Annotated in this window: 19 protein-coding genes and 1 riboswitch; of the genes, 7 read left to right on the top strand and 12 right to left on the bottom strand. The window is 69.4% G+C overall.

Translation table 11 applies throughout. The annotated features are described in order from the left end of the window. Positions 1 to 78: 78 nt before the first annotated feature. The 5 genes from ACNFOC_RS30900 to thrC form a co-directional block, all read right to left on the bottom strand. Positions 79 to 1,209 carry an NADH:flavin oxidoreductase gene (locus ACNFOC_RS30900; protein WP_416962342.1) on the bottom strand — a complete coding sequence of 377 codons (1,131 nt, stop codon included), beginning with the start codon at positions 1,207 to 1,209 and terminating at the stop codon, positions 79 to 81. A gap of 217 nt (positions 1,210 to 1,426) precedes the next feature. After that, positions 1,427 to 3,055, bottom strand: a complete 1,629-nt coding sequence (gene groL, locus ACNFOC_RS30895) for a chaperonin GroEL (RefSeq protein ID WP_033281228.1) — start codon at positions 3,053 to 3,055, stop codon at positions 1,427 to 1,429. A gap of 364 nt (positions 3,056 to 3,419) precedes the next feature. Next, positions 3,420 to 3,626 carry a cold-shock protein gene (locus tag ACNFOC_RS30890; RefSeq protein WP_019057200.1) on the bottom strand — a complete coding sequence of 69 codons (207 nt, stop codon included), beginning with the start codon at positions 3,624 to 3,626 and terminating at the stop codon, positions 3,420 to 3,422. A gap of 431 nt (positions 3,627 to 4,057) precedes the next feature. Continuing rightward, a complete protein-coding gene (locus tag ACNFOC_RS30885; RefSeq protein WP_328682262.1) occupies positions 4,058 to 4,333 on the bottom strand; it encodes a MoaD/ThiS family protein in 276 nt (91 codons plus the stop codon). A gap of 92 nt (positions 4,334 to 4,425) precedes the next feature. After that, positions 4,426 to 5,742 carry a threonine synthase gene (gene thrC, locus ACNFOC_RS30880; protein ID WP_416962341.1) on the bottom strand — a complete coding sequence of 439 codons (1,317 nt, stop codon included), beginning with the start codon at positions 5,740 to 5,742 and terminating at the stop codon, positions 4,426 to 4,428. Between the two features lie 17 nt (positions 5,743 to 5,759). Further along, positions 5,760 to 5,916: riboswitch (SAM riboswitch) on the bottom strand. 190 nt (positions 5,917 to 6,106) lie between these two features. Between thrC and ACNFOC_RS30875 the strand changes: the two genes are divergently transcribed. Together ACNFOC_RS30875 and ACNFOC_RS30870 are read left to right on the top strand one after the other, a co-directional pair. Continuing rightward, the gene (locus tag ACNFOC_RS30875; protein ID WP_416962340.1) at positions 6,107 to 7,051 is read left to right on the top strand and encodes a glucosyl-3-phosphoglycerate synthase; all 945 of its coding nucleotides are present in this window, start codon (positions 6,107 to 6,109) and stop codon (positions 7,049 to 7,051) included. A 105-nt stretch (positions 7,052 to 7,156) separates the two neighbouring features. Continuing rightward, the gene (locus tag ACNFOC_RS30870) at positions 7,157 to 8,569 is read left to right on the top strand and encodes an alpha,alpha-trehalose-phosphate synthase (UDP-forming) (RefSeq protein ID WP_416962339.1); all 1,413 of its coding nucleotides are present in this window, start codon (positions 7,157 to 7,159) and stop codon (positions 8,567 to 8,569) included. Positions 8,570 to 8,653: 84 nt separating this feature from the next. Here the strand turns inward: ACNFOC_RS30870 and otsB are convergent, their stop codons facing one another. From otsB to ACNFOC_RS30855, 3 genes are all read right to left on the bottom strand, one after another. Further along, positions 8,654 to 9,517 (bottom strand): trehalose-phosphatase, encoded by an 864-nt coding sequence (gene otsB, locus ACNFOC_RS30865; protein ID WP_416962338.1) that lies wholly within the window; start codon positions 9,515 to 9,517, stop codon positions 8,654 to 8,656. A gap of 64 nt (positions 9,518 to 9,581) precedes the next feature. After that, positions 9,582 to 9,833, bottom strand: coding sequence for a DUF3263 domain-containing protein (locus ACNFOC_RS30860; protein ID WP_416962337.1), 252 nt, complete (start codon positions 9,831 to 9,833; stop codon positions 9,582 to 9,584). Between the two features lie 69 nt (positions 9,834 to 9,902). After that, the gene (locus tag ACNFOC_RS30855) at positions 9,903 to 11,168 is read right to left on the bottom strand and encodes an extracellular solute-binding protein (RefSeq protein ID WP_521985586.1); all 1,266 of its coding nucleotides are present in this window, start codon (positions 11,166 to 11,168) and stop codon (positions 9,903 to 9,905) included. Between the two features lie 110 nt (positions 11,169 to 11,278). Here ACNFOC_RS30855 and ACNFOC_RS30850 point away from each other — a divergent pair, with 110 nt between their 5' ends. From ACNFOC_RS30850 to ACNFOC_RS30840, 3 genes are all read left to right on the top strand, one after another. After that, the gene (locus ACNFOC_RS30850) at positions 11,279 to 12,220 is read left to right on the top strand and encodes an ROK family protein (RefSeq protein ID WP_416962335.1); all 942 of its coding nucleotides are present in this window, start codon (positions 11,279 to 11,281) and stop codon (positions 12,218 to 12,220) included. A gap of 80 nt (positions 12,221 to 12,300) precedes the next feature. Then, positions 12,301 to 13,431, top strand: a complete 1,131-nt coding sequence (nagA, locus tag ACNFOC_RS30845; protein WP_521985592.1) for an N-acetylglucosamine-6-phosphate deacetylase — start codon at positions 12,301 to 12,303, stop codon at positions 13,429 to 13,431. 116 nt (positions 13,432 to 13,547) lie between these two features. Then, entirely contained in the window at positions 13,548 to 14,480 is a 933-nt protein-coding gene (locus ACNFOC_RS30840) for a 1-phosphofructokinase family hexose kinase (protein ID WP_416962343.1), read from the top strand. A 36-nt stretch (positions 14,481 to 14,516) separates the two neighbouring features. On the opposite strand, the gene ACNFOC_RS30835 is transcribed toward ACNFOC_RS30840, so the two are convergent. Then, positions 14,517 to 15,488 (bottom strand): carbohydrate-binding protein, encoded by a 972-nt coding sequence (locus ACNFOC_RS30835; RefSeq protein ID WP_416962333.1) that lies wholly within the window; start codon positions 15,486 to 15,488, stop codon positions 14,517 to 14,519. Between the two features lie 140 nt (positions 15,489 to 15,628). After that, positions 15,629 to 17,287, bottom strand: coding sequence for a diguanylate cyclase CdgB (gene cdgB / locus ACNFOC_RS30830; protein WP_416962332.1), 1,659 nt, complete (start codon positions 17,285 to 17,287; stop codon positions 15,629 to 15,631). A 305-nt stretch (positions 17,288 to 17,592) separates the two neighbouring features. Here cdgB and ACNFOC_RS30825 point away from each other — a divergent pair, with 305 nt between their 5' ends. Next, positions 17,593 to 18,165 carry a flavin reductase family protein gene (locus ACNFOC_RS30825; RefSeq protein ID WP_416962331.1) on the top strand — a complete coding sequence of 191 codons (573 nt, stop codon included), beginning with the start codon at positions 17,593 to 17,595 and terminating at the stop codon, positions 18,163 to 18,165. Between the two features lie 121 nt (positions 18,166 to 18,286). Here the strand turns inward: ACNFOC_RS30825 and ACNFOC_RS30820 are convergent, their stop codons facing one another. Then, positions 18,287 to 19,207 carry a sigma-70 family RNA polymerase sigma factor gene (locus ACNFOC_RS30820; protein WP_416962330.1) on the bottom strand — a complete coding sequence of 307 codons (921 nt, stop codon included), beginning with the start codon at positions 19,205 to 19,207 and terminating at the stop codon, positions 18,287 to 18,289. 87 nt (positions 19,208 to 19,294) lie between these two features. Then, a complete protein-coding gene (arfB, locus tag ACNFOC_RS30815) occupies positions 19,295 to 19,723 on the bottom strand; it encodes an alternative ribosome rescue aminoacyl-tRNA hydrolase ArfB (RefSeq protein ID WP_416962329.1) in 429 nt (142 codons plus the stop codon). Positions 19,724 to 19,898: 175 nt separating this feature from the next. Between arfB and ACNFOC_RS30810 the strand changes: the two genes are divergently transcribed. Then, entirely contained in the window at positions 19,899 to 20,474 is a 576-nt protein-coding gene (locus tag ACNFOC_RS30810) for a TerD family protein (protein WP_019057183.1), read from the top strand. Positions 20,475 to 20,859: the final 385 nt, after the last annotated feature.

The raw sequence follows: 20,859 nt of genomic DNA, 5'->3' as shown, positions 1-20,859 counted from the left end.
CTTCAGGGCCGATGGGGGTCTGGGGGCGCAGCCCCCAGGGACGGTCACCCCCACCGACCCGCACCCACAACTCAGCGCTCAGCTCAGCGACTTCAGCGCCGCCGCGTCATAAGGCGCCAGCTCCTCCACCCGCCCCGCGAGCAGCTTCGCCGCCCACTCCGGGTCCTGGAGAAGCGCACGCCCCACCGCCACCATGTCGAACTCGTCCCGCTCCAGGCTGTCGAGGAGATCGTCGATGCCCTTGACCGGAGCACCCTCACCCCGGAACCCCTTGAGGAAGTCCCCGTCGAGGCCGACCGAGCCGACCGTGATGGTCTGCTTGCCGGTGAGCTTCTTGGTCCAGCCGGCAAGGTTGAGGTCGGAGCCGGTGTCCTCGAACTCGGGGAGCCAGTAACGACGGGTGGACGCGTGGAAGACGTCGACACCGGCCGCCGCGAGCGGGGTCAGGATCGCCTCCAGCTCCTCCGGCGTCTCGGCGAGACGGGCACGGTAGACGTCCTGCTTCCACTGCGAGTAACGGAAGATGATCGGGAACTCCGGGGACACGGTCTCCCGGACCGCCGCCACGATCTCCGCCGCGAACTTCGTACGGGCGACCGCGTCACCGCCGTAGGCGTCCGTACGACGGTTGGTGCCCGCCCAGAGGAACTGGTCGAGGAGATAGCCGTGCGCGCCGTGCAGCTCGACCCCGTCGAAGCCGATCCGCTCCGCCGCGGCCGCGGCCTCGGCGAACGCGCCGATGACGTCGTCCAGGTCCCGCTGCGTCATGGCCGTACCGGTGACCTCGTCGCTGCCGATGCGCAGCCCGGAGGGGCCGACCGCAGGGGCCTCGGCGTAGGGCGGCTGGCCCTGCTCGCGGACCATGCCGATGTGCCACAGCTGCGGCACGATCGTGCCGCCCGCCGCGTGCACGCCCTCGGCGACCTTCGCCCAGCCGACGAGCTGCTCCTCGCCGTGGAAGCGCGGGATGTCGTCGCTCTGCCCGGCCGATTCGTGGCCGACGTAGGTGCCCTCGGTGACGATGAGGCCGACGCCCGCGGCGGCGCGGCGGGAGTAGTACCCGACCACGTCCTCACCGGGGATGCCGCCCGGCGAGAACTGCCGGGTCATCGGCGCCATCACGATCCGGTTCGGGACGGTCAGGCCGTTGAGGGTGATCGGGCGGTCGAGGACTTCGGCCGCTCGGGATGCGGGGGCGGTCGTAGACACGTGTGGGGGCTCCTCGGGATACCAGGCACCGGATATCGGGTACCAGCCGGTATGTGCGTATGCATCGATCATGCGTCAACAACAACCTTCCGGCCAAGCCCCTCATTCCGACCGTCCCCCACCTCGGCCTGTGATCCCGGACACGCCCGAGGGCGGCACCCCCTGTCGGAACAGGAAGTACCGCCCTCGGTAAGACCGTTGATCAACCAGAGGTCGATCAGAAGTCCATGTCACCGCCCGGCATGCCGCCGCCGGCGCCCGCGCCGGCACCGGCCTTCTCGGGCTTGTCGGCGATGACGGCCTCGGTGGTGAGGAACAGCGCGGCGATGGACGCGGCGTTCTGCAGGGCAGAGCGCGTGACCTTCGCCGGGTCGATGATGCCCTCGGCGATCATGTCCACGTACTCACCGGACGCGGCGTTGAGGCCGTGACCGATGGGCAGGTTGCGGACCTTCTCGACGACGACTCCGCCTTCGAGACCACCGTTGACGGCGATCTGCTTCAGCGGGGCCTCGAGCGCCAGCTTGACGATCGCGGCACCGGTGGCCTCGTCACCCTCGAGCTCGAGCTTCTCGAAGACGTGACCGGCCTGGATGAGCGCGACGCCGCCACCGGCGACGATGCCCTCCTCGACGGCCGCCTTCGCGTTGCGAACGGCGTCCTCGATGCGGTGCTTGCGCTCCTTGAGCTCGACCTCGGTGGCCGCGCCCGCCTTGATGACGGCGACGCCACCCGCGAGCTTGGCGAGGCGCTCCTGGAGCTTCTCGCGGTCGTAGTCCGAGTCGCTGTTCTCGATCTCGGCGCGGATCTGGTTGACGCGACCGGCAACCTGGTCCGCCGAGCCCGAGCCGTCGACGATCGTCGTCTCGTCCTTGGTGATGACGACCTTGCGAGCGCGACCCAGCAGGTCCACGGTCGCGTTCTCCAGCTTGAGGCCGACCTCCTCGGAGATGACCTCGCCGCCCGTGAGGATGGCGATGTCGCCGAGCATGGCCTTGCGACGGTCACCGAAGCCCGGAGCCTTGACGGCGACGGACTTGAAGGTGCCGCGGATCTTGTTGACGACCAGCGTGGACAGGGCCTCGCCCTCGACGTCCTCGGCGATGATCAGCAGCGGCTTGCCCGACTGCATGACCTTCTCCAGGAGCGGGAGCAGGTCCTTGACGTTGGCGATCTTCGAGTTGGCGATCAGGATGTACGGGTCGTCGAGGACGGCCTCCATACGCTCCATGTCGGTGGCGAAGTACGCCGAGATGTAGCCCTTGTCGAAGCGCATACCCTCGGTGAGCTCAAGCTCAAGACCGAAGGTCTGGGACTCCTCGACGGTGATGACGCCTTCCTTGCCGACCTTGTCCATCGCCTCGGCGATGAGCTCGCCGATCTGGGTGTCGGCGGCGGAGATGGAGGCCGTAGAAGCGATCTGCTCCTTGGTCTCCACGTCCTTGGCCTGCTCCAGCAGGGCACCGGAGACGGCCTCGACGGCCTTCTCGATACCGCGCTTGAGGGCCATCGGGTTGGCGCCCGCGGCTACGTTGCGCAGACCCTCCTTGACGAGGGCCTGGGCGAGGACGGTCGCGGTGGTCGTACCGTCACCGGCGACGTCGTCCGTCTTCTTGGCGACTTCCTTGACCAGCTCGGCGCCGATCTTCTCGTACGGGTCCTCGAGCTCGATCTCCTTGGCGATGGAAACACCATCGTTGGTGATCGTGGGGGCGCCCCACTTCTTCTCGAGGACGACGTTGCGGCCCTTGGGGCCAAGGGTGACCTTGACGGCGTCGGCGAGCTGGTTCATCCCGCGCTCGAGACCGCGCCGTGCCTCCTCGTCGAACGCGATGATCTTGGCCATGTGAAGTGGTCCTCCCGGACTGGGGTGGATTGCTCCGGACCGCGCTGGCGCCCGCGACGGACGGCCTGCCTGCCCCGTGGTTCCTTGCACCACCTGGCCTGCGGGCCTCACCGACCCGGTCCTTCGTTATCACTCTCACCTTCAGAGTGCTAACGCCAATGATTAGCACTCGGCATGGTCGAGTGCAAGCGGCTCCCAGGTTCTGGCACCCACTCCGACCCCCGCTCCAGCCCCCGCGCCGGCCCCGCTCCGACCTCCGGCTCCGGGCATGACGAAGGGCCCGTACCCCAGGAGGTGACCCCCCAGGAGTACGAGCCCTTCGGTGAGGAACGAAGAACGTCGCTGCTGTTCGTCGGCGCGTGCTTCAGCTGGTCGCGAGCCGGACCATGTCCGCCTGCGGCCCCTTCTGACCCTGCGAGATCTCGAAATCGACCCGCTGACCCTCTTCCAGGGTGCGGTAGCCGTCCATCTGAATCGCGCTGTAGTGGACGAAAACATCCGCACCACCGTCGACCGCGATGAAGCCGTACCCCTTCTCCGCGTTGAACCATTTGACGGTGCCCTGAGCCATGCCTAACTCCCCTATTACTGGCCCTTGCACGGACCCGCACTTCGCGGATCCGGGTCAGACCTCACCCCCCACAGGTTTGGGGGCGTGCGCCGGAACGCGTCGACCGCGGCCGAATGTATCTGTCCAACTGCCGTCTGCAACAGGTCAATCAGACGAGAATTCAGGGCAGGACCGGTCGGGAATTTACGGAGAATTCGTCCGACTTCAGGGCAAGTCGGGCCCGATAAAGGGAACATAACGCGCAAAAGGTCTGCACACTTTGGCTACTTCTCATCGCACGCGGAGCCGGTACTCATATGCGTCCGGCATGCGGAGTGGAGCGGGTTCCCCAACTGTACCCCGCTCAACCCTACAGAATTGCCCCCTCCGCTTCTCTCACGGAGGGGGCAATTCTATGAACTCTTGGTAATCGGCGTTACCGAGGGTAATTATCAGCCACCGGCGACGGCCGGAATGATCGACACCCCGGCCCCGTCCGGAGTGGCCGTCTCCAGCCCCTGCTCGAACCGCACGTCGTCATCGTTCACATACACGTTGACGAACCGCCGCAGCTTGCCCTGATCGTCGAGTACGCGGGCAGAGATCCCCGTGTGGTTCTTCTCAAGGTCGCTGATGACCTCGGCGAGGGTGGCACCTTCGGCGGTCACCTCGGCCTGCCCGCCGGTATAGGTGCGGAGAATGGTAGGGATGCGGACACTAACGCTCATGCTGATGACCTCCGGTCAGGTGCGGCTTTTGCTTTTAGGGGCGCGGGGAACTGCGCGACCAGCCCCCACCGGGCCCGCAGACGACAACGACGCTAGGACGCGAGTCCAGCTTCCCTGAACGACTCAAGACTCGGGCGAATCGTCGCGGTGAGCCCAGTACCGGCAACCGCATCCAACGTCTTGAGCCCGTCGCCCGTGTTGAGGACCACCGTCGTGAGGGTCGGGTCCAACAGCCCGTTCTCGATCAGCTTCTTCGCCACACCAACGGTCACCCCACCCGCGGTCTCCGCAAAGATCCCCTCGGTCCGCGCCAGCAACTTGATCGCGTCGACAACCTGCTCGTCGTTGACGTCCTCGACAGCCCCACCGGTCCGCCGGGCGATGTCCAGCACATAAGGACCATCCGCCGGGTTCCCGATCGCCAGCGACTTCGCGATGGTGTTGGGCTTCTGCGGCCGTACGACGTCATGCCCGGCCTTGTACGCGACGGAAACCGGCGAACACCCCTCCGCCTGCGCGCCGAAGATCTTGTACGGCTTGTCCTCGACGAGCCCGAGCTTGATCAGCTCCTGCAAGCCCTTGTCGATCTTCGTGAGCTGCGATCCGGAGGCGATCGGTACGACCAGCTGGTCCGGGAGCTGCCACCCCAGCTGCTCGCAGATCTCGTACGCGAGCGTCTTGGAGCCCTCGGCGTAGTACGGCCGCAGGTTGACGTTGACGAACCCCCAGCCCTCGCCCGCCGGGTCACCGATCAGCTCGGAGCAGAAGCGGTTCACGTCGTCGTAGTTGCCCTCGATGCCGACGAGCTCGCCGCCGTAGATCGCGGCCATGACGACCTTGCCCTGCTCCAGGTCGTGCGGGATGAACACGCAGGAGCGGAAGCCGGCCCGGGCGGCGGCGGCACCGACGGCGCCGGCGAGGTTGCCGGTGGAGGAGCAGGAGAGGGTGGTGAAGTTGAAGGCGCGGGCGGCCTCGATGGCCTGGGCGACGACGCGGTCCTTGAAGGAGTGCGTCGGGTTGCCGGAGTCGTCCTTGACGAACAACTTGCCCGCGTCGACGCCCAGTTCGCGGGCGAGGTTGTCGGCCTGGACGAGCTTGGTCCAGCCGGGGTTGATGTTCGGCTTGTCGGCCACGTCGGCGGGGACGGGCAGCAGGGGCGCGTAACGCCAGATGTTCGCGGGGCCCGCTTCGATGCGCTTGCGGAGCTCTTCGGTGTCGTAGGCCGAGAAGTCGTAGGCGATCTCCAGCGGGCCGAAACACTCCTCGCAGGCGAAGACCGGACCGAGCGGGACGCGGTGTCCGCACTCGCGGCAGGACAGCGCGGTGGCGGGGCCGAGATCGACGGCGTTCGCGGAGTTCGTGTCCGTGTTCGTGGAGTTCGTGGTGCTTGCGACAGTCTGCGCAGCCATGGAGGGGAGGCCCTTTCTCCTCATCTTCCTCACGACGCATCTCGCCGTGAGACGGATTTGGCACCTTCCCGAGCCGGGAGCCTCACCACGTCAGCGTGTAGCTGCGTGCCAAGACCGGCTGGAGGGTTGCCGGGGCTTCATCGGGCCGTATCCCTCTGCCCCTCTGGATGAGCGGTGTTCAGTTGTGTATGCGGTTGTGTCACTTGCGTGAGCGTTGACGACCCCCGACATGCGATGGTCATCAGCGTTGTTCAAGACTGTAACCGAAGGCCAGGACAGTTGAGTGAGCCGTCCGAACCGCGAGATGGATCACACACACAACGTGACCACTACTCGCCGAGAGAACGCAGAGGAGCCGCGCAACGTGCTGAAGGAAGTCGAGCACTGGCTGAGCACCCGCTCCTGGTCCATGACCGACCGGCCGCTCCACAAGATCCTGGCCGCGAAGCACCGTACGGGCCAGTCGGTGTCCGTCGTGCTGCCCGCGCTCAACGAGGAAGCGACGGTCGGCGAGATCGTCGCGATCATCCGTCACGACCTCATGCAGCAGGTCCCGCTCGTCGACGAGATCGTCGTCGTCGACTCCGGGTCCACCGACCGCACCTCCGAGGTGGCCGCCGCGGCGGGCGCCCGGGTCGTGCACCGTGACGACATCCTGCCCCGCATACCCGCCGTGCCCGGCAAGGGCGAGGTGCTGTGGCGCTCGCTGCTGGTCACCAGCGGCGACATCGTCGCCTTCGTCGACGCGGACCTGAAGGAGTTCTCCTCCGACTTCGTCACCGGGATCGTGGGCCCGCTGCTCACCGACCCCGGCGTCGACCTCGTCAAGGCGATGTACGACCGCCCGCTCGGCGGCGCGGCCGGCCAGGGCGGCCGGGTCACCGAGATGATGGCCCGCCCGCTGCTGAACATGCACTGGCCGCAGCTGGCCGGTTTCGTGCAGCCGCTCGGCGGCGAGTACGCGGCCCGCCGCTCCCTGCTCGAACAACTGCCGTTCCCCGTCGGGTACGGCATCGAGCTGGGCATGCTCGTCGACGCGCTGCACCTGGTGGGCCTGGACGCCCTCGCCCAGGTCGACGTGGGCGTGCGCAAGCACCGGCACCAGGACGGGCAGGCCCTGGGCCGGATGGCCGCGCAGATCTACCGCACGGCACAGCTGAGGCTGGCCCGCGGTCACCTCATCCGGCCGTCCCTGACCCAGTTCGAGCGGGGTCCGGACGGCTTCGAGCCGCGCACGTACTCCGTGGACACGGAGGAACGCCCGCCGATGGCGGACATCACCGAGTACCAGTCACGCAAGGTCGCATAACCGCACAGTTACAGACGCTCACGGACGGTCGTATACGGACTCATACAGTCCGCCGACGGCCGTCCGTACGTTTGAGCGTTTCCGGGCCGGGCTAGGTTGTGGCGTATGGCTTCCACGGCTTCTACGGCTTCCACGCCCCCTCGCGGTGCTGCTCAGGTGCTCGTCGCGTCCAATCGCGGTCCCGTCTCGTACGAGGTGGGCGACGACGGTTCGCTGCGCGCCAGGCGGGGTGGCGGCGGGCTGGTGTCCGGGCTGTCGGCCATCGGGCCGGACGCGGGGGCGCTGTGGGTGTGCTCGGCGCTGTCCGACGGCGACCGCGAGGCCGTACGGCGCGGGGTCGGCGAGGACGGCGTACGGATGCTGGACATCCCGGCCGACGTGCACGCCGACGCGTACAACGGCATCGCCAACTCCGTGCTGTGGTTCGTCCACCACATGCTGTACCAGACCCCGCTGGAGCCGGTCTTCGACGCGGAGTTCCGGCGCCAGTGGGCGTCGTACGAGACGTACAACCGGGCGTTCGCGGAGGCGCTGGCCCAGGAGGCGGCGGTGGGTGCCGTCGCGATCGTGCAGGACTACCACCTGTGCCTGGTGCCGGGGATGCTGCGGGAGTTGCGGCCGGATCTGCGCATCGGCCACTTCTCGCACACGCCGTGGGCACCGGCGGACTACTTCCGGATGCTGCCGGACGACATCCGTGAGCGACTGCTGACGGGCATGCTCGGCGCGGACCGGCTCGGCTTCCTCACCCACCGCTGGGCGGACGCGTTCGCGGCCTGTTGTACGGAGTTCGCCGGGGGCCCGGGTGACACGCGGATCGGCGTCCACGGCCTCGGCGCCGACGCCGACTTCCTGCGCGCCCGCTCGCACGAGGCGGACGTGGAGGAGCGCATCGTCGCGCTGCGCGAGGAGATCGGCGCGGGCCGGAAGGCGATCGTTCGGGTCGACCGCACCGAGCTGTCCAAGAACATCGTGCGCGGGCTGCTGGCGTACCGCCAACTCCTCGACGACCACCCGGAGTTGCTGGAGCGGGTCGTCCACGTGGCGTTCGCCTACCCCTCCCGGCAGGACCTCGCCGTCTACCGTGACTACACGGCCGAGGTGCAGCGGGTGGCGGACGAGATCAACTCCCGGTACGGGACGGCGGGTTGGACCCCGGTCGTCCTGCACGTCAAGGACGACTTCGCCCGCTCGCTGGCCGCGTACCGCCTCGCCGACGTCGCCCTGGTGAACCCCATCCGCGACGGCATGAACCTCGTCGCCAAGGAGGTCCCGGTCGTCTCCGACGAGGGCTGCGTCCTGGTCCTCTCCCGAGAGGCGGGCGCCTACGAGGAGTTGGGCGAGGACGCGATCCCGGTCAACCCGTACGACGTGATCGGCACGGCGGCGGCCCTGCACGAGGCGTTGACCATGCCGGCCGGGGAACGGGCCGAACGCACAAAGAGGTTGGCCGCCGCAGCCACGGCACTCCCCCCGGCCCAGTGGTTCATGGAGCAACTGAACGCGCTCCAGGGCTGAGCGCCGGAGCACTCTCTCCGAAAAAGTGTGACACTTTCGGCGAAAGTGTCACACTTTTTCAGAACAGCCCCCGCCCGATCCCGCTCAGCCCAGTCGGGCCGCGATCGCCGCCAGCAGTCCTACGACCCCCGCAGGGCCGTCCACCACCAGGTCCGCCCGGTCCGAGAGTTCCGCGACCTCCGAGCTGCCGCTGCACACCAGCAGCCCCGGAACGCCGTCGGAGCGGAGCTTCTCCACCGCGGCGAAGGCGGGGAGGTCGCCCAGGTCGTCGCCGGCGTAGAGGACGGACTCGGCGCCGGTCTCGCGGAGGTACTCGGTGAGCGCTACGCCCTTGTCCATGCCGGGCGGCCTCAACTCCAGGACCATGCGGCCCGGTTCGACGATCAGGCCGTGGCGGGTGGCGAGGTCGGTGAGGGGGGCGCGGAGGGCCTCGAAGGCGGCCTGGGGGTCTTCGGCGCGGCGGGTGTGGACCGCGAGCGCACGGCCCTTCTCCTCGATCCACGTGCCCTGCCAGGCGCCGATCCCGTCCAGGAAGCCCGGGAGTTCGGCGCGGACCGCCGCGACCCCGGGGTGCGGGGCGGGGGCGCTGACCGTGCTGCTCACCGCGTCCCAGCGTTCCGTGCCGTAGTGGCCCAGCACGACGAGGTGTTCCAGGCCCGGTACGCCCGCGAAGCCGCCGTTGCGGACCGCGACGCCCGCCGGGCGGCCGGTGATCACGGCCACGGACGCCACCTTCGGGGCGAGTGCGGCCAGCGCCGGTACCGCGCCCGGGTGGGCCCGGGCCTGCTCGGGGTCCGGCACGATCGGGGCGAGTGTGCCGTCGAAGTCGAGCCCGATCACCGCAGCGGCCGGCTTGGCGAGGATCGCCTCCAGAGCCTCGCGACCGGCGCGGGTGACGGGGGTCGGCAGGGTGTGCAGGGGATCGGTGGAGTCCTGAGGGCTGCCCATGTCGACGACCCTATCCGCGCGGCGCCGGTCCCACCCCTCGCTCAGCGCCGTGCGGCCGGGACCCTCATCTTTCCGACCGGCGTTTTTCCCGCACCCGTCGCAGCCTGTTCACCGTCACCGGGTCGTGGGCCAGGGCCCGCTCGTCGTCCAGCAGGGCGTTGAGCAGCTGGTAGTAGCGCACGGGGGCCAGGCCCAGCTCCTCGCGTATCGCGCGTTCCTTCACGCCGGGGCCCGGGAAGCCGCGGCGCTCCAGCGCGAGGATGTCCTGTTCCCTCCGGTCCAGCGGGGGAAGCCGCGAGGGCCGGTCCTTGTCCATGCCCTGCACCGTAACCCCCGCCACCGACAACGGCCCCGGACGCTGCTCGCAGCACCCCCGCACTCGCCGCTACTTACCGCTCTCCGCCAACGTCGCCGACGCCTGCAACTGCCCCAGCACCGCCCCCGGACTGCCGTTCGCGGACACCGCCTGTCCTATCCGCTTCTTGATGTCGGCGCTGACCGTGGACCAGGACGTGTTGCCGACCGGGTAGAGCGTGGACAGCGGGAGTTCCGCCAGGAAGGGCCGTAGGGCCTGGTCCTGCTTCGACTCCTCCATCGCCTCGGACGCGGAGTTGGTCACCGGCAGGAGGTCGTACTCGCGGGAGAAGGCGAGGACGTTCTTCTCGCTGTAGACGAAGTCGAGGAAGTCGCCGATCTGCTCGCGGTGGCCGTTCTGCTTGAACGCGGCCATCCAGTCGGCGACGCCCATCGTGGTCTTGGCCTTGCCGGTGCGACCGGGCATCGCGACCGTGCCGAACTTGACGCCCTTCTTGGCGGCCTGCTGCATGAGGGTGGGGTGCCCGTTGAGCATGCCTACGTCACCGTTGGCGAAGGCGGCGAACGCGTCCGCGCGGTTGAGCTTGGCGGGCGCGACGGGACCGGTCAGGCCCTTGGCGACAAGGTTGTCGCGCAGCCAGGTGAAGGTGGAGATGTTCTGCGTGGAGTCGAGGGTGTACGTGCCGATGTCGTCGGTGTAGCCACCGCCCCCGCCGAGCAGCCACTGCATCGTCTCGGCCTGCGCCTCCTCGGACCCGAGCGGCAGCGCGAACGGGTACTTCACGCCCCGCTCCTTCAGCGCCTCCGCGTCGGCGGCCAGCTCGCTCCAGTCCTTCGGCGGGGTCAGCCCGGCCTCGGTGAAGAGGGTCTTGTTGTAGAAGAGGACGCGCGTAGACGCGGCGAACGGCAGGCCGTACTGGATGTGGTTCACCTGCCCCGCGTCCGCGAGCGGCTCCAGGAAGTCGGCCTCCACCGGGATGGAGAGCAGGTCGGCGGTGGAGTACAGCTTGCCCGCGTCGGCGTAGTCCGCGTAGGCGCCGATCTGCGCCATGTCGGGCGCCTTGCCGGCCGCGACCATCTCCTTGACCTTGCGGTCGACGTCGTTCCAGGAGTAGACGCTCACCTCGACCTTGACGTTCGCGTGCTTCGCCTCGTACGCCTTGACGAGTCCGTCCCAGTATTTCCGCGAACTGTTCGACGCCGAGTCGCCGTAGTCCGCGGCGACGAGTCTCAGGGTGACATCACCGGAACCCCCGCCGAGGCCGCAGCCACCGAGGACCGCCGTCATGCCCAGTACGGACGTCACCGCGATCATTCCTGTCCTGCGCCGCTGCACTGCCGAATCCCCAACCTTTGCTGTCGTGACGTTCGCTCCGCGAACCCATAAGGTCTACACCACGTAAGTGGACTAGACCTCTCGCGGGTAGACGGGCCACACTGTCCCCCGTGAGACATGTCATCGCCCTCGACGTGGGCGGCACCGGGATGAAGGCCGCCCTAGTGGGGGCGGAGGGCGAGCTGCTCCACCGGGCCCGCCGGGCGACCGGCCGCGAGCGCGGACCGGACGCGGTCGTCGAGCACATCCTCGGCTTCGCCGCCGAGTTGCGCGCGTACGGCGAGGAGCACTACGGCGAACCCGCGTCCGCCGCCGGCGTCGCCGTCCCCGGCATCGTCGACGCCGAGCGCGGCATCGCCGCCTACTCGGCCAACCTCGGCTGGCGCGACGTACCCCTGCGCGACCTGTTGGCCGGAGAGCTGGGTGTCCCGGTCGCCCTCGGCCACGACGTCCGCACCGGCGGCCTCGCCGAGGGCCGCATAGGAGCGGGCAAGGGCGCCGACAGGTTTCTCTTCGTCCCCCTCGGCACCGGCATAGCGGGCGCGATCGGCATCGACGGCCGGGTGGAGGCGGGCGCGCACGGCTTCGCCGGCGAGATCGGCCACATCGTCGTACGCCCGGGCGGTACCCCCTGCCCCTGCGGCCAGACCGGCTGCCTGGAGCGGTACGCGTCCGCGGCGGCGGTGACGGAGGCGTGGGCGGCCGTCTCCGGCGCCCCCGGGGCGGACGCGGCGGACTGCGCGAAGGCGGTCACTTCCGGAGACCCTCGCGCGGAAAAGGTCTGGCAGGAAGCCGTCGACGCCCTCGCCGACGGCCTGCTCACCGCCCTCACCCTCCTGGACCCCCGCACGATCATCATCGGTGGCGGCCTGGCGGAGGCGGGGGAAACGTTGTTCACACCACTACGGGAGGCGGTCCAGGACCGGATCACCTTCCAGAAGCTGCCGTCAATCGTCCCCGCGGCCCTAGGGGACACAGCCGGATGCCTAGGTGCAGGCCTACTGGCCTGGGACCTCCTCAGCCACACCGACCGCACGGAGGTAACGCCCTAATGGCACCCAACCCAGGGGCGCGGGGAACTGCGCGACCAGCCACACTCGACGCGCACTCCGCATCCGGCAAGGCGCCCCTCATCCTGTCCGGTGCCAACGTGGTCCTCCCGACCGGAATCGTGCGCGACGGCCGGCTCATCATCGACGGCACCCGCATCACCGGCGCCGCTCCTGAGAACGCCCAGGTACTCGACGTCACCGGGTTCACGCTAGTACCGGGATTCGTAGACCTGCACAACCACGGAGGTGGCGGCGCCTCCTTCACCTCCGGCACGATCGAGGACGTCCTCAAGGGCATCCACACCCACCGCCAACACGGCACCACCACCCTGGTCGCCTCCACCGTCACCGGCGACATGGACTTCCTCGCCCAGCGCGCCGGCCTCCTCTCCGAACTGGCCGAGCAGGGCGACCTCGCCGGTATCCACTTCGAGGGCCCGTTCATCTCCCCGTGCCGCAAGGGCGCCCACTCCGAGGCCCTGCTCCGCGACCCCGACCCCGCGGACGTCCGCAAGCTGGTCGACGCGGCCCGCGGCCAGGCCAGGATGGTCACCCTCGCGACCGAACTCCCCGGCGGCCTCGACTCCGTACGCCTCCTCGCCGAACACGGCGTCATCGCGGCGATCGGGCACACCGACGCGTCGTACGAGCAGACGGTGGAGGCGATCGACGCGGGCGCGACGGTCGCCACGCACCTGTTCAACGCGATGCCGCAGCTCGGTCACCGCGAACCCGGTCCGATCGCGGCGCTGCTCGAAGACGAGCGCATCACCGTCGAGTTGATCAACGACGGTACGCATCTCCACCCCGCGTCCCTGGAGTTGGCGTTCCACCATGCCGGTGCGGAGCGAGTCGCGTTCATCACGGACGCGATGGACGCGGCGGGCTTCGGCGACGGGCGTTACATGCTCGGCCCGCTGGAGGTCGAGGTGAGCGAAGGCGTGGCACGGCTGGTGGAGGGCGGCTCCATCGCGGGCTCGACCCTCACCCTGGACCGGGCCTTCAAGCGCTCGGTGACGATCGACCGGCTGCCGGTCGAGGACGTGGTCGCCGCGATCTCGGCCAACCCGGCCCGGCTGCTGGGGAGTTACGACGAGATCGGCTCGCTGGAGCCCGGCAAGTACGCGGACCTCGTGCTGCTGGACTCCGCGTTCGACCTCAAGGGCGTGATGCGGCGCGGCACTTGGGTGGTCGATCCCCAACTGGGGTGAAATGTACCGCTGTTGAGGCGGCGGTTGTCCCGGGAGACTGGGAGGACCGCCGCCTCTTTGGCATGATCGAGCCCGAACTGGACGGCGGATACACACACTTCGGGGGAGGTCGGCCGGTGATCCTCACGGTGACGCTGAACACCGCTCTCGACATCACCTACCGGGTGCGGGAGTTGCGACCGCACGCTTCGCACCGCGTCTCCGAGGTGACCGAACGCCCCGGCGGCAAAGGCCTGAACGTGGCCCGGGTGCTGGCCGCCCTGGGCCACGAGGTGACGGTCTCCGGCTTCACGGGCGGCGCCACGGGCCGCGTGGTCCAGGACCGACTCACCGGCACACCGGGCGTGTTGGACGCGCTCGTCCCGGTCTCCGGCGCGACCCGCCGCACGACAGCGATAGTCGACGAGCTGACCGGTGACACGACTCAACTCAACGAGCCCGGCCCGACGGTCACTTCGGCGGAGTGGTCGGCCTTCCTGGAGGCGTACGAGGCTCTGCTGGGCGGCGGGGTCTCGGTGGTGGCCCTGTGCGGAAGCCTCCCGCCTGGAGTGCCGGTGGGCGCGTACGCCGGTCTGATCCGCACCGCGCGAACGGCCGGCGTCCCGGTTCTCCTCGACACCAGCGGTGAACCCCTGCGCCGGGGAGTCGCCGCCCGCCCCGACATCGTCAAGCCCAACACCGACGAACTGGCCGAACTCACCGGCTCCCACGACCCGTTGCGCGCCACGCAGGACGCGCGTCGCCGGGGTGCGCGCACGGTGGTCGCCTCACTCGGCGCGAAGGGCCTGCTGGCGGCGACCCCGGAGGGCACCTGGCACGCGACGCCCCCGGCCCGCGTCCACGGCAACCCGACCGGCGCGGGCGACTCGGCGGTCGCGGGCCTGCTGTCGGGGCTGGTGGAGCGGCTGCCGTGGCCGGACCGGCTGGCACGGGCCGTAGCGCTGTCGGCGGCGACCGTACTGGCGCCGGTGGCGGGCGAGTTCGACCGCTCGGCCTACGAGGAACTGCTGGGCCGGGTCGCGGTGACGGGGGACGCCACCGCGGCCTGACGCGCCCCGGCCGCTTCTCGGCCCGGCGCCCGGCTGCTACTTCTTGACCTGGCCCTGCTTCACCCACAACTGGTCCAGCAGGACATTGCAGTTGTCGGCGTTCTCACAGGACAGGGAGATCGAGTTGGTGCCCTTGGTGAGCGTGGGCCACGCGTAGCTCGTCGTCCAGCCCTTCGCGAAGTCGCCGTCGGCGGCCTTCGCGTAGTTCTTCAGGCTGAACGGGCTGCCGAACTTCTTGCCGTTGATGCTCAGCGTCATCTGCTGGTCGTCGCTGGTCGAGCTGTAGTGCGCGAACACCGTGTAGGTGCCGTCCGAGGGGATGCCGCTGATCTGCCAGGTGACCGAGGCACCCACGGCGTTCAGGCCCGACACATAGATGCCGCCGTCGGCGTCGGCACCCTCGACGTCCGACGCCAGGGTGGCGCCGCCCTCCAGCTTCAGCGCCTTGGCGTCGATGGTCTGCGTCTCCAGCCCGCTCGACGCGCTGCTGCTGGGCGACGGGCTCGACGAAGCGCTCTGCGACGCCGACGGGGTCGACCCCGCCTGGTCGTCCGTCTTCTTGTCGTCGCTGCCGTTCATCATCGCCACGCTGATGCCGATGACCACCGCGGCGACGACCGCGATCGCCCCGATCAGCAGGCCCTTGGTGTTGGGGCCACGGCCCCGGCCGCCACCGCCGTTGCTGTACGACGGGGGCTGCTGGCCTGCGGGCGGGCCGCCGGGGAAGGTCTCCGGGGCCTGGTAGCTCGCGTTCGGCTGGGCGCCGTAGGGCTGTTGCTGCGGGACGGTCTGGCCGTACGGCTGCTGCTGGTACTGGGCGGTGGGGGCGGCGGCCTGCTGGCCGCCGTACTGGCGCTCGCCCACCGGGCGCACTCGGTTGACCGAACCCGGGTAGCCGTAGCCACCGCCGGACGGCGGCTGGGCTCCGTTGGCCTGGCCGTCGGCGTAGAGGTAGCCGAACGGGTCGTCGTCCTCGGGCGTGCTCGCGCCGTTGTTGCCGGGCGTCATCCCTAGGTACTCCTCAACAGGTGCGGGTGCAGATACGTCAGCTTCAGATACGTCTGGATACGTCTGGAGAACTGCGAGCCTACCCGCTCCGCGTCGTCCAAACGGGTGACTCGGACCGCATCAGACCGCTGACCTGGAGATCATCCCGCGCGTCTGTGCTGTTTGGGACGAGATCGTTTCTCGATGTACATCCGTTCGTCAGCGGACTTCAAGACCTCGTCCGCCGTCATGCCGCAGTGGGCCCACCCGATACCGAAGCTGGCCCCGACCCGCATGGCCCGGCCGTCGACCCGGATGGGCTGGATGATCTCGTTCCGCAGGCGTACGGCGAGGTCGGCGGCGTCGGCCTTGCCGAGTCCGTCGGCCAGGACGACGAACTCGTCGCCGCCGAGCCGGGCCACCGTGTCGCCGTCGCGCACCGCCCGGCCGAGCCGCCGGGCGACCTCGATGAGGACCGCGTCGCCCGCGTTGTGCCCGAACCGGTCGTTGATCGACTTGAAGCCGTCGAGGTCGCAGAAGAGAACCGCGAGCCCCTTGGTGCCGTCGTCCCGCTCGCCCTCGGGGGCGATGGTGTGGACGTGGTGGTCGTAGGCGTCGAGGAGGTCGGCGCCGGGGCGGAAGTCGAAGCCGTGGCCGTTCGCGTCGTAGGCCGCGTGTCCGTACGCGGCGTCGATGGACTCGATCTCGCCGGCGAACGCGGACTGCGGGCGCTGACAGAGGCGGGCTGAGAGGCGGGTGCGCAGTTCCGCCGAGTTCGGCAGGCCGGTCAGCGCGTCGTGCGCGGCGCGGTGGGCGAGCTGGAGCTCGCGGCGCTTGCGGTCCTCTATGTCCTCGACGTGGGAGAGGAGGAAGCGCGGTCCGTCGGCGGCGTCCGCGACGACCGAGTTGCGGAGCGAGACCCAGACGTACGTGCCGTCCCGGCGGCCCAGGCGGAGCTCCGCGCGTCCGCCCTCCGCCGAGGTTCTGAGCAGGGTGCCTATGTCCTCGGGGTGGACGAGGTCCGAGAAGGAGTAGCGGCGCATCGCGGACGCCGGGCGGCCGAGCAGCCGGCACAGGGCGTCGTTGCTCCGCAGTATCCGGCCGTGCTGGTCGCCGCCCATCTCGGCTATCGCCATGCCGGAGGGGGCGTACTCGAAGGCCTGCCGGAAGCTCTCCTCGCTTGCGCGCAGGGCCTGTTGCTCGCGCTCCAGCCTCACCAGGGCGCGCTGCATGTTGGCGCGCAGCCGGGCGTTGCTGATCGCTATGGCCGCCTGGAACGCGTACATCTGGAGCGCCTCGCGGCCCCACGCGCCCGGCCGCCGGCCGTTGCGCGGGCGATCCACGGACAGGACGCCGATCAGCTCGCCGCACGAGCCGCCGGAGACGCCGGGGGTGTACATGGGCGCGAAGAGCCGGTCGGACGGGTGCCACTCGTCCTCGAAGCGGGGTGCGGGGCCGTCGGTGTACCACTGCGGTACGTCGTCCTCGTCGAGGACCCAGCCCTCGGTGTGCGGGATGAACCGCAGGTCGCCCCAGGACTCGCCCATGCCGAGGCGGCGCTCCCAGGAGGTGCGCGAGCCGACGCGGCCGGTGATGAGTGCCTCGGCGGCGGAGTTGCCCGCGAAGGCGGCGACCACGAGGTCGCCGTCGGGGCGGACGAGGTTGACGCAGGCCAGCTCGTACCCGAGACCGTTGACGACGCCGTCGGCGACGGTCTGAAGGGTGTCCGCCAGGCTGCGGGCGGTGTTCATGTCCGCCATGACCGTGTGCAGTTGTCGCAGGGTCGCAAGACGGACGTAGGGTTCCGACTCGGTCTCCATACTCGCCCTCCCCCCGAGACCTCGCAGTGAATCAAGGGTCATCTTCCCCGCCACTGAATCACAGCGCGCTGCCCACTCGGTACACAGGGTCAACAATTACTACCTCTTGTGACTCAAGTCACAGCAGAAGATGAACAATTGAGTGGAGTTTCTGCTTTTTCCCTGTGCGTTAACTGAACGCAAACTGTGCGGGTGTGTGGACATGATGCACGACGATGTTCCGCCGCGTGGTCCGTTGGTCCTAGGACCTTGTCGGTACCAAGGTCCGATGCGGTGCGCGGAACTCGGAGATTAGCGTTTCGAGCGTGCTGAAGACCGTGCCGACTTCGAAGACCGTTCCCTCCGGGCATGCTGTGGGGGTGAGCAACGACGAGTTCCGCGCCGCCCTCGCACGGCTGGCCGCGGGCGTGGTCCTGGTGACCGCGCACGAGGAGCCGTACGACCCGGACGACCCCCAGGCTCCGGTCGGCGAGGACGTCGGCATGACGGCGACCGCCTTCATGTCGGTCTCCCTGGACCCGCCCCTGGTCCTGGTCAGCCTCCGCAACGGCTCCCGCATGGACGACCTCCTCGACGAACAGCCCCTGTGGGCCGTCTCCGTCCTCTCCGAGAGCCAGCGCCACATCGCGGGCCGCTTCGCGATGAAGGGCCGCATCAGCGACCGTCTCCTCTTCGACGACATTCCCTACGTCCACGGGGAAGCGTCCGGCGCACCCCTGGTCCGCGGCGCCCTCGCCACCCTGGAGTGCCGGACGGAACAGCGGATCCCGGCGGGGGATCACACGCTGGTCATCGGCCGGGTGCTGACGGCGGAGGTGGGGAGCGCGGAGGGGGGTCCGCTGTCGTACTTCCGGGGCAGGTACCGGCAGTTGGGGTAGGCGGCGGAGGTCGGGGGGACGGCTTTCCGGGCCGGTGACGCCAGTTGGGGTGAGATTGGTCATCCCGGCGGAAGGAGCGCGGCGAACCGACTCCGAAACAGCCCAGCACAGTTGACCCGCGTCAGTCGCCCACGAGGACCACGTCCAGCAGGGCCACCTTCTCCGGGGCCGTCACGATGTCGATCACGGCGATGCGGTCGCGTACGAAGGTGAAGGTCAGGGTGCGTTCGGGGCGGCCGTCGACGATCAGGGCGATGCCGGTGGCGCCGTCCACCAGGGCGTGCCGCGCGAAGGCGGCGAAGTGGGCGAAGCTCGTCGCGCCGGCCGCCACGGAGGCGGCACCCGCGGTCACGGCGCTCTCGGAGCGGGCGACGACGTCCGGGTCGAGCACCTTCACCAGCGCGTCGAAGTCGCCCTCGCGCACGGCGGCGAGGAACGCGTCGGCGACCGCCCGTTGCCGTACGAGATCCGCGTCCGGCGCGGGCGCGCCCTGCACCCGGCGCCGGGCCCGGCTCGCCAACTGCCGTGCCGCCGTGGGCGTACGGCCGACGATGGACGCGATCTCCTCGAAGGGGACGGCGAACAGGTCGTGCAGCACGAACGCGAGGCGTTCGGCGGGGGTCAGGGTCTCCAGGACGACGAGCAGCGCGACGCCGACCGAGTCGGCGAGGAGGGCGTCCTGTTCGGGATCGGGGCCGGGTGCCGGAGCGGGCGTAGCGGCGTCGAGGGGTTCCTCCGCGCGGGACTTGCGGGAGCGGAGCATGTCGAGGCAGACCCGGCCGACGACGGTCGTGAGCCAGCCGCCCAGGTTCTCCACCCGCCCGCTGTCCGTACGGCTCAGCCGGAACCAGGCCTCCTGCACGGCGTCGTCGGCCTCGGCGGAGGAGCCGAGCATGCGGTAGGCGACGGCACGGAGGCGGGAGCGGTGGGATTCGAATCGGGCGGCGAGAAATTCACCGTCGTTTCCGTCCCCGTCACCATCCCCGTTCCCGTTCCCGTTCACTTCGGGCCCGTTCTTTTCGGGGAATTCGAAGTCATCCATGGGTCACGCTCCTCTTCGCCGTCCGTCGCCTTCACTGACTGGACGGACGGCGGAGGAGAAATGTGACAACGGGCACCTGGCGCGGAACTATCCCCAGCCCTGCCCGTTCCGCCCCCGCTTCGTGTCGGACCGCTGCTTCTTCTCCCGCAACCGGCGTTCGTTGATACCGCGCGGAATACGGGTGGCCCGGCGCGGCTTCGGCGGCGGCGCGGTGGCCTCGGCGAGCAGCGCAGCGAGGCGTACGGCGGCGGTCTCGCGGTTGCGCCACTGGGACCGGTGCTCGGAGGACCGTACGGTGACGACGCCGTCGACGAGCCGCGAGGCGAGCCGTTCCAGCGCCCGCGCCTTCCACACCTCGGGCAGAGCCTCGGTCTTGGCCAGGTCGAACCGCAGCTCCACCTGGGAGTCGCTGGTGTTGACGTGCTGCCCACCCGGCCCTGACGACCGCGAGAAACGCCACATGAGCTCGGCCTCGGGCAGGGAGACGGAGCCGCGGATGAGATAGGGACCGGACATGCCCCCATGGTCGCCTGTCTGTCCGGTCCACGTCACTCCGATTACCCCGAACGTTCCAGGTAAAGAAAGTAAAGTCACCTGGAACCTTCGGTACCCCTCTTGGCGTTCATAGAGGTACCGGTAGCTTCGTCCTCAGTACGAAGCCCGCACCGCAACGAGGGAAGGACTCCCAACAATGGCTGTAAGCCTGTCCAAGGGTGGCAACGTCTCGCTCACCAAGGAGGCCCCGGGCCTGACCGCCGTCACCGTAGGCCTCGGCTGGGACGTCCGCACCACCACCGGCACGGACTTCGACCTCGACGCCTCGGCGATCGCGGTCAACCCCGAGGGCAAGGTCTACTCGGACGGTCACTTCATCTTCTTCAACAACAAGTCGACCCCGGACCAGACGATCGTCCACACCGGCGACAACCGCACGGGCGAGGGCGCGGGCGACGACGAGGCGATCAACGTCAACCTGGCCGGCCTCCCGGCGGACGTCGAGAAGATCGTCTTCCCGGTCTCGATCTACGACGCGGAGACCCGCTCGCAGAACTTCGGCCAGGTCCGCAACGCGTACATCCGCATCGTGAACCAGGCCGGCGGCGCGGAGATCGCCCGCTACGACCTCTCCGAGGACGCGGCGACGGAGACGGCGATGGTCTTCGGCGAGCTGTACCGCAACGGCGCGGAGTGGAAGTTCCGCGCGGTGGGCCAGGGTTACGCCTCCGGCCTGGTCGGTATCGCGCAGGACTTCGGCGTGAACGTCTGACGGACACGACCGCGCTCGTAGGTGTGGTGTGCGGGGCCCCTGGCTGCGGTTGCGGCCGGGGGCCCCGGTCTGTGCGAGGCCACTCAGGGACGTCGTGTTCTGTGCAGGCCACTCAGGGACGTCCTGTTCTGTGCAGGCCACTCAGGGACGTCCTGTTCTGTGCGGGCCACTCAGGGACGTCCTCTCTGCGCGGGGCCACTCAGGGACGTCCTAGCCACGTATGGCACTGTGCCGGAATCAGCAGCGGTGCCGACCTGGCCGGGCCTGGTCGGGCTGCCCCTGGACGGACTTGGAAGGACCGCGAGCCCTATGTCGTTCGGACCGTCCCGGGTCAACAGGCCCGCGCTGGGCCGGTGTTCGCGGGACGGTCCGAACGACATAGGGC

It is taken from the genome of Streptomyces colwelliae (assembly GCF_048158785.1).
Classification (GTDB): Bacteria; Actinomycetota; Actinomycetes; order Streptomycetales; family Streptomycetaceae; genus Streptomyces.
This window is presented reverse-complemented; position numbering and strand designations above follow the sequence as displayed.